At 68.6% G+C, this 13,403-nt stretch carries 10 protein-coding genes; 5 read left to right on the top strand and 5 right to left on the bottom strand.

Annotated elements, in window-relative coordinates; all coding sequences use genetic code 11:
- Positions 1–5: 5 nt before the first annotated feature.
- From ACFQ4E_RS13115 to ACFQ4E_RS13100, 4 genes are all read right to left on the bottom strand, one after another.
- Positions 6–785, bottom strand: coding sequence for a SapC family protein (locus ACFQ4E_RS13115; protein ID WP_386804266.1), 780 nt, complete (start codon positions 783–785; stop codon positions 6–8).
- A 33-nt stretch (positions 786–818) separates the two neighbouring features.
- Positions 819–2,987: an HlyD family efflux transporter periplasmic adaptor subunit gene (locus tag ACFQ4E_RS13110; protein WP_386804265.1), complete on the bottom strand. Its 2,169-nt coding sequence runs from the start codon at positions 2,985–2,987 to the stop codon at positions 819–821.
- Positions 2,984–4,858 carry an HlyD family efflux transporter periplasmic adaptor subunit gene (locus tag ACFQ4E_RS13105; RefSeq protein ID WP_386804263.1) on the bottom strand — a complete coding sequence of 625 codons (1,875 nt, stop codon included), beginning with the start codon at positions 4,856–4,858 and terminating at the stop codon, positions 2,984–2,986. The genes ACFQ4E_RS13110 and ACFQ4E_RS13105 overlap by 4 nt, the downstream gene beginning before the upstream one ends.
- Positions 4,859–5,068: 210 nt before the next feature.
- A complete protein-coding gene (locus tag ACFQ4E_RS13100; RefSeq protein ID WP_386804261.1) occupies positions 5,069–5,521 on the bottom strand; it encodes a MarR family winged helix-turn-helix transcriptional regulator in 453 nt (150 codons plus the stop codon).
- Between the two features lie 94 nt (positions 5,522–5,615).
- Here ACFQ4E_RS13100 and ACFQ4E_RS13095 point away from each other — a divergent pair, with 94 nt between their 5' ends.
- A complete protein-coding gene (locus ACFQ4E_RS13095; protein WP_386804259.1) occupies positions 5,616–7,430 on the top strand; it encodes a feruloyl-CoA synthase in 1,815 nt (604 codons plus the stop codon).
- Positions 7,431–7,433: 3 nt separating this feature from the next.
- The gene (locus ACFQ4E_RS13090) at positions 7,434–9,074 is read left to right on the top strand and encodes an acyl-CoA dehydrogenase family protein (protein ID WP_386804257.1); all 1,641 of its coding nucleotides are present in this window, start codon (positions 7,434–7,436) and stop codon (positions 9,072–9,074) included.
- On the opposite strand, the gene ACFQ4E_RS13085 is transcribed toward ACFQ4E_RS13090, so the two are convergent.
- Positions 9,071–9,547, bottom strand: a complete 477-nt coding sequence (locus tag ACFQ4E_RS13085) for an acyl-CoA thioesterase (protein WP_386804255.1) — start codon at positions 9,545–9,547, stop codon at positions 9,071–9,073. The two genes, ACFQ4E_RS13090 and ACFQ4E_RS13085, sit on opposite strands and share 4 nt — an antisense overlap.
- 150 nt (positions 9,548–9,697) lie before the next feature.
- On the opposite strand from ACFQ4E_RS13085, the gene ACFQ4E_RS13080 reads away from it, so the two are divergent.
- Genes ACFQ4E_RS13080 through ACFQ4E_RS13070 form a run of 3 tightly spaced genes read left to right on the top strand, consistent with a single transcriptional unit; the run spans position 9,698 to position 13,391 of the window.
- Positions 9,698–10,201 (top strand): 2Fe-2S iron-sulfur cluster-binding protein, encoded by a 504-nt coding sequence (locus ACFQ4E_RS13080; RefSeq protein ID WP_386804253.1) that lies wholly within the window; start codon positions 9,698–9,700, stop codon positions 10,199–10,201.
- Positions 10,198–11,211, top strand: coding sequence for an FAD binding domain-containing protein (locus ACFQ4E_RS13075; RefSeq protein ID WP_386804251.1), 1,014 nt, complete (start codon positions 10,198–10,200; stop codon positions 11,209–11,211). Before ACFQ4E_RS13080 ends, ACFQ4E_RS13075 begins: the two co-directional genes overlap by 4 nt.
- Positions 11,208–13,391: a xanthine dehydrogenase family protein molybdopterin-binding subunit gene (locus tag ACFQ4E_RS13070; RefSeq protein ID WP_386804249.1), complete on the top strand. Its 2,184-nt coding sequence runs from the start codon at positions 11,208–11,210 to the stop codon at positions 13,389–13,391. The genes ACFQ4E_RS13075 and ACFQ4E_RS13070 overlap by 4 nt, the downstream gene beginning before the upstream one ends.
- Positions 13,392–13,403 lie beyond the last annotated feature (12 nt).

The following is a 13,403-nucleotide window of genomic DNA, read 5'->3' as shown; positions in this document are numbered from 1 at the left end:
TGGCCTCAGGCCTCTTCGGTCGCGGCCTCGGGCGCGGTGGTCCCGGCGTCACCCTCGACCTCGGGCAGCGCGAAATGGCCGAGCATGGTCTGGAAGTGGCGCAGCGAATGCAGGTGCAGGAAGGTGCATTCCAGCTCGTCGGTGTCGAACATGGCGCGCAGATCCGCATCCTCGAGCTTCTTCAGCTTCTCGCGGTCGATGGCCATGAAGCCCGAGAGCGACCGCTTCTCGCCATCGGCGAGGCTGAACTGCGCCTGCATCGGCTGCAGGAGGCCAAGGTCCTTCAGACGCTTGCAATAGGCCTCGGTGCGGCGGAACTGGCCCTGGTATTCCTGCAGGAAGCGCAGGATGTTCTGCAGGTACTGGGTCTGCTTGCCGTCGCTGTCGAAGAGATGCTCGCCGCGGCCCTCGCGGTTACAGCCCTCGAAGCTCTCGTCGATATGCAGGATGAAGTTCTTGGCGTCCTTGTCGGTCGAGAAGACGAAGGGGTAGCGGCGCACGAAGGCGGGGATGTAGGTGCCCGCTTTCCACTGGCCGTTATCGTCGACGAAGAAGTTCTCGTTGGCCTTCGCGCCGAGGATCACCGCCGGCATGATGCGGTCGCCCTCGCCCGCGAAGACGATCGGGTAATGCGCGGCAGCAGCGGCAAATTCGATCGCGGTCAGCGGCACCGAGTTGACCTTGGTGGCGAAGGCGTAGCTGTCGCCGGCCTTCACGCTCAGATCGCCATGCGCCTTGGCGGTGACGGGCGTTGCGTTTTCGTAAAACAGAAGCTGAGTTGCCATTTCTAAAATATCCTTCCTGTTGGTTGGGGGCTCTCACACGATGGTCGATCCACCGCGGAAATACTTGAGGAACACCCGCGTGGCGCCGCGCCAGAGACGCGCCGCCAAGGGAGTGTTGCCATGGGAGAAGCGCACATGCACGCGATCTCCGTAGACCGCGACCGGCAAAGCGGCATCGGCGGCCAGATCGACCTGGTAGAAACTCTCGAGCGCGATCAGCCGTCCGCGCGGCGCCTCGGGATCGAGCGACACTTGGCCGCCGCCCGCCACAGCCAGCGCCTCGCTCGGGAGCGATCGGGTCAGGCTCGGCGTCGCGCGCAGGACATGGGCCGGGTAGACGCGCTCGGGGTCGGAGGCGAAGCGGACCGCCAGCCCGCGCGTGTCCTCGGCCACGAGATCGGCCTGCGCCTCGGGCACGATCACCCGGATCTCGGGGTCCTCGAACGGGGCCACGACCGCAAGCCGGTCGCCGCGGCGGGCAAACCGGCCCACCAGGTCGCGCGCCTCGGGCAGGATCACGCGTCCCGGCGCGGGCGCACGGATCACCTGCTCCTCGATCCGCGCCTCGGTCAGCGCCAGATCGGCCTCGGCGGCGGCGATCTCCTCTTCGAGGATGCGCATCTGCGTCTGCTCGGACGGCCCGAGCGCGGCGCGGCGCAGCTCGATCTCCGAGAGCCGCGCGCGCAGGAGATCGGCGCGTGCGGGCAGGAGCGGATCGAAGACGCGCAGGATCGGCGCCCCCGTCTCCACCCAGTCGCCCGGCGCGACGAAGACCTCTTCGATCACGCCTTCCGAGCTCGCATTGGCATAGGCGCCCGGCGCGGGCGCGACGACGCCCTCTGCCAGCGTATTGTGCGGCACCGGAACCGCCATCAGGAGCGCGGCAAGGGCAGCGAGCACGCCGCCCGTCGCCAGAAAGGCGCGGCCACGGTGGCGGCGCAGCATTGGCGAGGAGAGGACGAACCAAAGGCCCTTGAGGATCGGCAGGCCCAGCATGAGAAAGAGCGCCCAGCTGGCCAGCAGGATCCCCACGACGAAGAACTTCGTCGCCACGAGCGAGATGATCGCCATGGTGATGAAGAGCCGGTAGAGAAACGCGCCGATGGCGTAGAAGAAAAGCCACGGCCCCTCGCGGCGCCCGGTCGCCGGGTTGTCGACCCCCTCCATGCCGAAGGCGAAGCGCTGCACCAGGTAGCCGATATAGCGGTTGGCGCGCTGGCCGAGATTGGGGATCTCGATCAGGTCCGAGAGAACGTAATAGCCGTCGAAGCGCAGGAGCGGATTGCCGTTGAACAGCAGCGTCGAGACGCCGCCGATCAGCATGACGTTGAAGGCGAAGGCGCGCACGAGCCCTTCCTCGGCGCCGCTCCAGACGATCATCGCAACCGAGGCCAGGAAGATCTCGACGAGGACCCCCGCCGCCGCGACGAAGGCCCGGCGCCATTTCGACGCGAAGGCGATGCTGTCGGAGGCATCGACGTAAGGCACCGGCATGAACACCAGGAACATCACGCCGATCTCGTGGACCGCTCCGCCCCAGCGCTTGATTGAGAAGGCGTGCCCCAGCTCGTGCACCGCCTTGACCGCCGGATAGGCCAGGAGGAGCAGGATCACGTTCTCGGTCGACACGACCCGGTCGAAGACATTGGCGGTAAGCGGCCCCCAGTTGAGCGCCGCAAGCACCAGCCCGTAGGCCACGACGCCCAGGTAGATCAGCAGCCCGAAGATCGAGAAGAGCGGGCGTATGAGCGGCATCAGCGCGCTCAGGAAATCGTCGGGATCGAAGACCGGCACCCGGAGCGCGAGCGGGTTCAGCACGCTGCGCACCAGTTTCTGCCGCTTGGTCCGGCGGCCGCGATCCGAGAGCTCGATCACGTCCGGCGGCACGTCGCCCGCCAGCACATCCGCCGAGTAGAGCTGGCCGACGAGCCGCACCAGTTCCTCTTGAGTGACCGCGTCGATCTCGAGCTGGTCGACCGCGAGTTCCCAGATCTGGTCGAGCGACCGCGAGCCATCCATCATCGCGATCAGCCGGTAGGCCTCGGGGGTGAATCGGTGGAACCGGCCCGAGGCGCGGTCCTGCAGGACGAACCACAGCTTGCCGCGATAGACATGCCGGTGGATCGCCGCATGCGCCCGAAGCCTCGGGCGGAAGCCCGAGACCCGGTACCACGAGGCGCTCGTCCAGCTGCGGTTACTCATGGCTGCCAGGCCCAGAGCTTGAGCCGCGCCCAGTCGGCGAGGTCATGGAACATCACCCAGGCCAGCCGCCGCTCGCCAATGGCGGTGCGCGACACGCCTTCCATTCCCGGCCGGAGCGCCGCGGCGCCGTCGACAAGCTCGGCCTCGACCCGGAACCAGTTGCGACCGTCGCTCTGGCGCGCGAGCGGCGTGATTTCCTGAAGCGCGTAGGTCAGCGGCAGTTCCGGGAAGGCCGACAGGCGCAGCGACCCGGTCTGCCCCGGCGCGATCTCGTCGATCTCGGTCTCGGGCACTTCCAGCACCACCCGGTAACCGTCGAGCGGCGCGATGCGGAAGAGCGTCTCGCCGCGCTCGATCGCGCCGCCAACCTGCTGGCTCAGATCGCCCTCGACGATATAGCCGTCGAAGGGTGCGCGAATGCGCGTCCGGGCCAGCTGCTCGCGCACCAGCGACAGCTGCGCCTCGGCCTGCGAGATCTGGGCGCGGATGATGTTGGCCTCGGCCAGCTTGCGCTCGGCGATGGCCTGGTCGAGCTCGCGGTTGCGCTGCTCGAGCGCGGTGCCGAGCCGCAGCTCCTCGAGCGAGAGATCCTTTTCGTCCAGCACCGCGAGTATATCGCCCTCGGCCACCCGGTCCCCGGCCCGGGCGTTCTGCGCGGCGAGATAGCCGTTGAACGGGGCCACGACCGAGCGCTGCACGATCCCCTCGAGCCGCGCGGGCGCGACCACCTCGAACTCGGTCCGCCCGAACCAGAGCCCCGCGATCACCGCCGCGAGGATCAGCGTCACCAGCTTGGCGCCGAAATGCGATGGCCCAAGCAGCGCCTTGGCGCCCCGGGTGATGCTGTCGCTGACCTTACCGGGCAGCCAGCGGCTCGATTGGCGGCGATCCTCAATGATCGGCCCGGCGATGGCCGCGACCGCGTCGCAGATCTCGACATCCTGCGGCGCGAAGCTCGCGCCCTGCCGCCGCTCGAACATCAGCGCGCCGATGATCTCGTCTCCCGCCGAGAGCGGGATGGTCAGGACCGAGCCAACCCCGTGCGATTGCGCGAGATCCGCGTGGGCGCGGGAGACACGGAATTCCCAATCCTCGGGCTCGGGCCAGAGGATCACCGCCTCCTGGTCCACCGCCTCGTCCATCGCGATCCCGATCTCGCGGATGAGCGATGCCCGCCGCCCGAAGCTCGCCGCGTTCGACACCGCCTGAACACGGACCCGTCGGCCGCGGCACAGCCCGAGGCTCACCGTCTCGCAATCGAGCCTGCGCGCGAGCCCCACGACCAGCGCGGTCGCCGCCTCGTCGAGACGCGGACGCTCCAGAAGCGTGGCCAGCATGTCGAACGCGGTCGTGACCCGTTCGCGCAGCTCGCCGTCCTTGATTTCCTGCTCGCGGCGCAGGATCAGCTCAATCCAGCCCGCTGCCCATTGCAGCCTCCGGAAGAGCGCGGGCGTGGGCGCGGCGCGGGAAGGCGCGCTGACCGCCACTGCCCCGAAAAGCTGCCCGAAGATGATCAGGGGATGGGCCAGAACCCGCCGCTCGGTGCCCTCGCCGAAGACGACGCTCTGGCGATCGGCCAGCGCCTTGGCGGCGCTTTCGCGCAGATCCGCGGCCGTGTCGCTACCCTGCGGCCACGCGGCCATCGGCAGGAACGGCCCGGTATCGGGCATCTCCCCGGTGACCAGGAACCCGGTCGCCAGACCGTCGATCTGGCGCGTGACAAGGCCCAGCCAGGCGCCGAGCACCGCCTCGAGCGTCTCGGATTGCTGGAAGCGCGACCAGAGCGTCTGGTCGAGCATCGCGTAGGTGACCTGAGGAGCAGCGGTGTCAGGCGAGGCGTCAGAGTCCGGGCCGCGGCGCAATTCCGTCATGTACAATACCTTGTGAGCCCATGCGGACCCGAGTTGTTCAAGAAACCGTCGCAGCGAGCAGCAGCGAAGCGAAACCAAGAAATGACCGCGCGAGTGAGTCGCGGCCAAAACCAAGCGATTCGACGCAATTCGAATCACCAGATCGCAGCGATCTTAGCCGCGGCGTTTCCCTGCACAAATGATTCGAATCATATTCAGATCCTAACGTGATCAGCTCCGACCGCCCTGGAGGAGCTTGGTCAGCAATCGAATCAGCGTCGCGCCCTCGCGTGCGTCGAGGGGTTCGAAGGCCCGGCGTTCGACCTCGCGCAGCGCGTCCGAGAATTCCGCGACGCGGGCCTCGCCCGCCTGTGTCAGCCGCACCTCGGCGGCGCGCCGGTCCTCGGGCGGGACACGGCGGTCGATCAGACCGTCGCTTTCCATGGCCTTGAGCATCTTCGCCATATGCGCCCGCTTGATCCGGAGGGTCCGGCACAGATGCCCCTGGCGCACGCCGGGATTGGCGCCGACCACCACGAGCACCGTGGCTTCGCCCGGCCGCAGCCCGGTTTCGCCCATCACGTCGAAATAGGTCTCGAAATTCTGCAGCTGCGCCAGCCGCAACAGGAAGCCCAGCGATCCGTCGAGCACGCCGAACGAGAGGGTCTCGCTTTCGGTTGTCATGGAAACGCCACCTCCCATTTTGTTTCCTAGTAGACAATATCCGCGGAATCGGGCAGGGTCCAGCCCGGAGTGAGGAGAAGAGGAGGCGACACCCGTGCCAACCGACACGCTGTTCCCGACACCGACCGTTCTGAGCGAAACCCGCGACGACGGCACCGTGCTGGTCTGGCAGGAGGCCGAGCTCGGCCCCTACCCCCGTGCCATCACCGAGCGCTTCATGCAGTGGGCCGAGACCACGCCGGACCAGGTCTGGATGGCCGAGCGCAATGCTGGCGTCGGCTGGGACAAGATGAGCTACGCCACCGGCGCCGCGAAAATCCGCGGCATCGGCTCGGGCCTTCTGGAGATGGGGCTCTCGGTCGAGCGGCCGCTTCTCATCCTGTCGGGCAACTCGATCCGGCACGGTCTCATGGCGCTGGGCGCCCAGCATGTCGGCGTGCCCTCGGCCGCGCTCGCCCCGGCCTATGCGCTCTCCAAGGGCGATCTCGCCAAGCTCCGCGACGTCGTGGGGCAGCTCACTCCCGGCCTGATCTATGTCGAGGACGCAGGGCCATTCGCCCGCGCCATCTCCGAGGTCTTCGACGCCGACATCCCGGTCGTCGCCGCCACCGGCACCTTGCCCGACCGCGAGGTCATCGCCTTCGACGCGCTTGCGGACACCGCCCCGTCGCCCGAGATGGAGGCCGCACATGCCGCGATCACGCCCGACACGGTGGCCAAATTCCTCTTCACTTCCGGGACGACCGGATCGCCCAAGGCGGTGATCCAGACCCAGCGGCTCTTGTGCTCGAACATGGAGATGGCCACCTCGTGCTATGCCTTCATGCGCGACGAGCCGCCGGTTCTCTGCGACTGGGCGCCCTGGAACCACACCGCCAGCGGCAACAAAGCCTTCAACCTCGCGCACTACAACGGCGGCAGCTTCTATATCGACGGCGGCAAGCCCGCGCCGGGCGCCATCGACGAAACCATCCGCAATCTCTCCGAGGTTTCGCCGACCTGGTATTTCAACGTGCCGCTCGGCTACCAGATGCTGCTCGATGCGATGGAGCGCGACGAAAGCCTGCGCGAGACCTTCTTCAAGCGCCTCAAGATCATGATGTATGCGGGCGCCGGCATGTCTCAGCCGATCTGGGACCGGCTCACCCGCGTCGCCGAGCAGGCGGTGCCGGGCGGCGTGCTTCTGACCACCGCCTTCGGCTCGACCGAGACCGGCCCGCTGGCGATGACCTGGCTCGAACGGCAGGAAGCCTCCGGCAATCTCGGCGTGCCGGTGCCCGGCGTGACGCTGAAGCTCGTGCCGCAGGGCGACAAATACGAGGCCCGCGTCAAGGGCCCGGCGATCACCCCGGGCTATTGGCGCGCGCCCGAGCTGACCTCCGAGGCCTTCGACGAGGAGGGCTTCTACAGCTATGGCGACGCCTTCCGTTTCGCCGAACCGGGCGATCCGTCCAAGGGCTTCTATTTCGACGGACGGCTGGCCGAGAACTTCAAGCTGGCCTCGGGCACCTGGGTCGCCGTGGGCGCGCTCCGAGCGAAGCTCGCAAACGACCTCAAGGGCTTGGCAAGCGATGTTGTCATCGCGGGTGAAGGGCGCGAAACGCTTGGGGCCCTGGTCGTTCCGGATTGGGACGCGATGGCCAAGCTGGCGCCCGGCAAGAGCGGCACCGATCTTCTCGCCGCGCCGGAAATTCGTGATATGGCTCAAGAGCTTCTGGACGCCCATGCACGCGCTGCAACAGGATCGGCAAGCCGGGTCGCGCAGATGATGTTCCTAGCCGAGCCGCTGGAGTTCGAGCGGGGCGAGTTGACCGACAAGGGGTCGATCAACCAGCGCGCTGTGCTGCGCAACCGTCCGGAACTAATGGAGAAACTCTATTCCGACGATCCCGCGGTGATCGGGGTCTGAGCCATGAGCGACCCGCTGATCCTGACGCTCCTCTTCGCGACCCCGGCGTGGCAGAGCCTGGCCGCCGACGCGGGCCTCGAGCCGGAAGACTGCGCCGCGATCCTCGACGAGGCCAGCCGTCTCGCCGAGGACATCCTCGCGCCCCTCGGGGCCACGGCCGATGCCGAAGGAGCGCGGCTGGAGAACGGGCGCGTGATCCTGCCGGACGGTCATCGTGAGGCCTGGCGTCTGATGGCCGAGGGCGGATGGCTGACCGCCGATCTCGACGAGAATCTGGGCGGCATGGGTCTGCCGACCACGCTGCATGTCGCAGCCAGCCTCGGGTTCGAAGGCGCGGCCATGCCCTTCATGATGGCCGCAGGGGCGTCGCGCGCGGGCGCGCATTGCCTGGCCGAAGCGGCCCCGGATCTCGCGCGTGACTGGGCGCCGCGCGTGGCGTCCGGTGACTGGGCGTTGACCATCTGCATCTCCGAACCCGACGCCGGATCGGATGTCGGGCGCATCCGCACCAAAGCTGAGCCATCAGGCGAGGATTGGACTGTAAGAGGTACCAAATGCTGGATTTCCTTTGGAGACCATGACCTGACGACCCGCATCGGTCATCTCATGCTCGCCCGCACCGGCGCGCCCGAAGACGGCACCCGTGGCCTGTCGCTCTTCCTCGTCCCAGACCGCGACGAGGACGGCACCCGTGCCCCGATCACCGTCGAGCGCATCGAGGAGAAGCTCGGCCTGCACGGCTCGCCCACCTGCGTTCTGAGCTTCGACAAGGCTCCGGCACGGATGATCGGGGGCCCCGGCGAAGGCCTTCGCCAGCTCTTCACGATGATCGAGCTCATGCGCCTTCAGACCTCGTGCCAGGGCGCAGGTGTCAGCCTGCGCGCCGCGGCGCTGGCCCGGCGCTACGCCGGCGAGCGACTGCAGGGCGGACGCCCCGACGCCAAGCCCCTGCCCCTGACCGCCCATCCCGACATCCGTCGCCAGGTCGCCACGCTCGAGGCCGAGAGCGCCATCCTGACCGCTGCCGTTCTCGAGGCCGCCGCGACCTTCGACCACGCGCGCCGGGGAACGGAGGGCGCGCAGGCCAAGGCCTCGTGGATCCTGCCGCTCGTCAAGACATTCGGCGGCGAGACGGCGTTCGAGACCGCCTCGGGCACGGTGCAGGTCCTGAGCGGCGCGGGCTACACCCGCGAATGGCCCGCCGAGCGGTATCTCCGCGACGCCCGGATCATCACGATCTACGAGGGCACGACCGGCATGCAGGGACAGGATTTCCTGATGCGACGGCTTCTGAAAGACGAAGGCGCGGGCCTCAAGGCCTTTGCCGAGGATGCCGCCGCCGAACGCGCCGCTCTGCCACCCTCGCCCGCCTCCGACCTCGCCGAAACGCTGATCGGACGGCTCGAGGCGCTCTCCGACACGATCAAGACACGCGACACGCGCGCGCAGCTCTACGGGGCGGATGGCTACCTGCGTGCGGGCTGGCTGGCGCTGTCGGCGCAGATGGCCGCGCGCCTTGCCGCGACCGGCGCGCAGGGCGCGGCTCTGGCGCAGGTCTGGGGTGCGACCGCCGAGGCCAGGATGGCCCGCGCCGAAGCGCAGGCCCTGGCCGACCCCGCCCCCTTCGACGCGCTTTTCGACTAGGCGCCCCGGCGCGCCCGGTCGAGCTCCTCGGCCATCTCCCTGCGCAGCCGACGCCGTGTCTGCGCCGCCCGGTTCCGGCGCGCATCCACGTCGCTCAGAACTTCGAGCTCCGGCACCTCCGCGGGTTTGCCGTCCTCGCCCATGGCGACCATGGTGAAGTAGCACGAGTTCGTGTGCCGCACTTTCCCCGACTGGATGTTCTCGGCCTCGACCCGGATGCCCACCTCCATCGAGGTGCGCCCGGCATGGTTCACGCTGGCGCGGAAGGTCACCAACTCGCCCACCTCGATCGGCTGCTTGAAAGCCACCTGGTCGACCGAGATCGTCACCGCGTAGCGCCCCGAGAACCGCGAGGCGCAGGAGAACGCCACCCGGTCAAGCAGGTTCAGAAGCGCGCCGCCATGCACCTTGCCGCTGAAATTCGCCATGTCCGGCGTCATCAGCACCGTCATCTCAAGCCGCCTGCGATCCATTCCGCCCTCCGTCTGCCGCTCGGTCCCTCTTAGGGTCCCGGCTGCCGCAACGCCAGCCTGCGGTTGGGCGGAACCGTGCCGCTCCGGGGGCGTTGGCCTGAGACCTCCGGGACCTCCCCGGCTCACCCCACATGCTTACCGAGAGGCGCCATGAAACTCAGCTTCACCGTCAACGGATCGCCGAAGACGCTCGATCTCGACCATCGTGTCACCTTGCTCGACGCGCTCCGCGACCGGCTTGGCCTCACCGGAACCAAGAAAGGCTGCGACCACGGCCAGTGCGGCGCCTGCACGGTGATGGTCAACGGCCAGCGGGTGAACTCCTGCCTGAGCCTCGCGGTGATGCATGACGATGACGAGATCACCACGATCGAAGGCATCGGCACCCCCGAGAAGCTCGCCCGCCTGCAGCAGGATTTCGTCGAATGCGACGGCTTCCAGTGCGGCTACTGCACGCCGGGACAGATCGTGTCGGCCACCGCCATGATCGAAGAGGCCAAGGCCGGCTGGCCCTCCTATGTCTCGCCTTCGCTCGCGGATATGGGCCAGCTGACGGACGAGGAGATCGCCGAACGGATGTCCGGCAATCTCTGCCGATGCTCGGCCTATCCCGGCATCCGACAGGCCATCGCCAAGGAGGCAGAGCGCGGATGAAACCCTTCGATTACACCCGCGCCGACACGCTCGACGCCGCCATCGACGCCGCCGCCCAGGGCGCCACGATCATCGGCGGCGGCACCAATCTCATCGATCTCATGAAGCTCGAGGTCATGGCCCCGGACGCGGTGGTGGACATCACCCGCCTGCCCGGCCTGTCCGAGATCGTGGACGAGGGCGACGGCCTGCGCATCGGTGCGCTGGTCTCGAACTCGGTCCTCGCCGCCGATCCGCGCATCCGCGCCGATTACCCGGTCCTGTCCCGGGCGATCCTCGGCGGCGCGTCGGGCCAGATCCGCAACAAGGCCACGACCGGCGGCAATCTTTTGCAGCGCTGCCGCTGCCCGTATTTTTACGACCCGGCCATGCCCTGCAACAAGCGCGCGCCCGGCTCGGGCTGCGGCGCCATCGGCGGAGCGGCCCGGATGTGCGCGGTGCTCGGCACCTCGCCCGAGTGCATCGCCGCGCATCCCTCCGACATGGCCGTGGCCCTGCGCTCTCTGGATGCCCAAGTGGAGATCCGCGGCCCTCAGGGCATTCGCCGCGTCGGGCTGGACGACCTTTACGAGCTGCCCTCCGGCAATCCCGAGCGCGAGACCTCGCTCGAGCCCGGCGACATCATCACTGCCGTGATCCTGCCCGCGCCTGTCGCACAGAGCATCCAGACCTATCGCAAGGTGCGCGACCGGGCCTCCTACGCCTTCGCGCTGGTCTCGACCGCGCTGGTGCTCACCCGGCACGAGGACGGGCGCATCGACCGCGCCCAGCTGGCCTTCGGCGGTCTTGCGCCCCGGCCCTGGCGCGACCCCGCGGTCGAGGAGATCCTCGCCGGTCAGGAGCCCTCGGACGCGCTTTTCCGCAAGGCGGGCGAGGCGCTGATGGCCGACGCGATCACCCATGAAACCAATGCCTTCAAGGTGCCTCTGGCGCAGCGCATGCTGGTCTCCGTCCTGCGCGACGCGACGGGCCTTTCCGGCGCCACACTCGACACGGGAGCCGCCGCATGACCCGCCTTTTCCGCATGAACGAGGCCCAGCCGCGCGTTCTCGACGAGACCAACCAGGGCATCATCGGCGCCCCCGAGGACCGGCCCGAGGGGCGTCTCAAGGTCTCTGGTCAGGCGACCTATGCCGCCGAGGTCCCGCATGAAAACATGGCCCATGGCGTCCTGATCCGCGCCACGATCACGCGCGGCACCGTCACCGGGATCGACAGCAAGGCGGCGATGGGGATGGACGGCGTCCTCGGCGTCTATGCGCTCGACCGCTTCCTCCGAAACCCCGCGCAGGGCATGTCGGGCGAGGCGCCCGAACAACCCGGGGCGCGCGTCGACTATCTCGGCCAGCCGATCGGCGTGGTCGTTGCGGAAACCTTCGAGGCCGCGCGCCACGCCGCGCAGACCATCGCCGTCAGCTATGACGAGACCCCCGGCGCCGAGGTCGATCCCGCGACCGCCTCCGAGGTCGAGGTCGATCACGAAGAGCATGGCGATCTCGACGCCGTCTGGTCCGAGGCCGCCGCCACCGTCGACAAGGTCTACCACACCGCCGCCCATGTCGCCGCGGCGATGGAGCCGCATGCCTCGATCGCGGAATGGGACGGCGACCGGATCACACTCCACAGCCCGCTGCAGCTCATCCGCTTCAACAAGCGCGAGCTGGCCGACAGCCTCGGCATCCCAGCCGAGAACGTGCGCATCCTCGCGCCCTATATCGGTGGCGGGTTCGGCTCGAAGCTCGGGCTCTCGCCCGACGCCGTCGCCGCAGCGGTCGCCGCGCGCGATCTCGGGCGCCCGGTCCGGGTCGTGATGTCGCGCCAGCACGTCATGGACAGCGTTCTGCGCCGGTCCGAGACGCGCCAGCGGCTCTGCCTTGCCGCCGATGCGGACGGTCGCCTTCTGGGGCTTTCGCACGAGGATCTCGTGTCGAACCTGCCCGGCGAAGGCTTCTCGGAGCCGACCGCGCAGGCCACGCATTTCCTCTATGCCGGCACCCATCGCCGCTACCGCCAAGAGGTCGCCCGCATCCACCGCACCCCCGCCGGATCGGTCCGCGCCCCCGGCGAGGCGGTAGGCATGATGGGTCTCGAGACCGCGATGGACGAGCTGGCCGAGACGCTCGGCCTCGACCCCCTGGAGCTGCGCCTGCGCAACATCCCCGAGAGCCATCCCGAAGAGGACAAGGAGTTCACCGCCAACAGCCTCGGCGAATGCCTGCGCCGCGGTGCCGAGGCCTTCGGCTGGTCCGAGCGCAAGGGTCCGGGCGAGCGCGCCGAGGGGGATTGGCTCATCGGCATGGGCTGCGCCTCTGCCGCGCGCGCGTCCTCCATCGTGGCTTCCGAGGCGCGGGTGACGCTGACCGCCGAGGGCGCGCTTGTTGAGACCGACATGACCGATATCGGCACCGGCACCTACGCCATCCTCGCCCAGATCGCGGCCGAGATGCTGGGTCTCCTGCCGAGCCAGGTGCAGGTCCGGCTGGGCGACAGCGATCTGCCCCCGGCCGCGGGATCGGGCGGCTCCTTCGGCGCGCTCTCCTCGGGCAGCTCGGTCTTCATCGCCTGCCAGGGCATCCGCGAGACCATCGCGGCCAAGATGGACGGCGCGGCGGAGGACCTGACCCTGACCGAGGGCAAGGCCCGGCTCGGCAATCGCGAGGTGCCCTTCTCGGATCTCATCGACACGCCGCTCACGGAAACCGGGCGGATCGAGAGCGGCGACACCGGCAAGACCCATATCGCCGCCGCCTTCGGCGCGCATTTCGCCGAGGTCGCGGTGCATCGCTGGACCGGCGAGGTCCGCGTCCGCCGCTTCCACGCCGAGATGTCGGCGGGTCGCATCCTCAACGAGAAGACCGCGCGCAGCCAGGTGATCGGCGGCGTGATCTGGGGGATCGGCACGGCGCTTACCGAAGAGGCCGCGCACGAGCCGCGCATGGGCCATATCGTCGGGCGCGATCTGGCGAACTACCATGTCCCCGCGCATCTCGACGTGCCGCAGATCACCGTCGGCTTCGTCGAGGAGCGCGCCGATCACGCCAACCCCATCCAGGCGAAGGGCATCGGCGAGCTGGGCATCTCGGGCGCGGGCGCGGCGATCACCAACGCCATCGCCAATGCCTGCGGCGCGCGCGTGCGCCGCTTCCCGGCAACGCCCGATGTGGTGATCGACGCGATGCCGCTCGACTGATCGAAGACCCGT

It is taken from the genome of Litorisediminicola beolgyonensis (assembly GCF_042679605.1).
GTDB lineage: Bacteria > Pseudomonadota > Alphaproteobacteria > Rhodobacterales > Rhodobacteraceae > Litorisediminicola > Litorisediminicola beolgyonensis.
The sequence above is the reverse complement of the archived record's forward strand: the minus strand, read 5'-3'. Positions and strand labels throughout refer to the sequence as shown.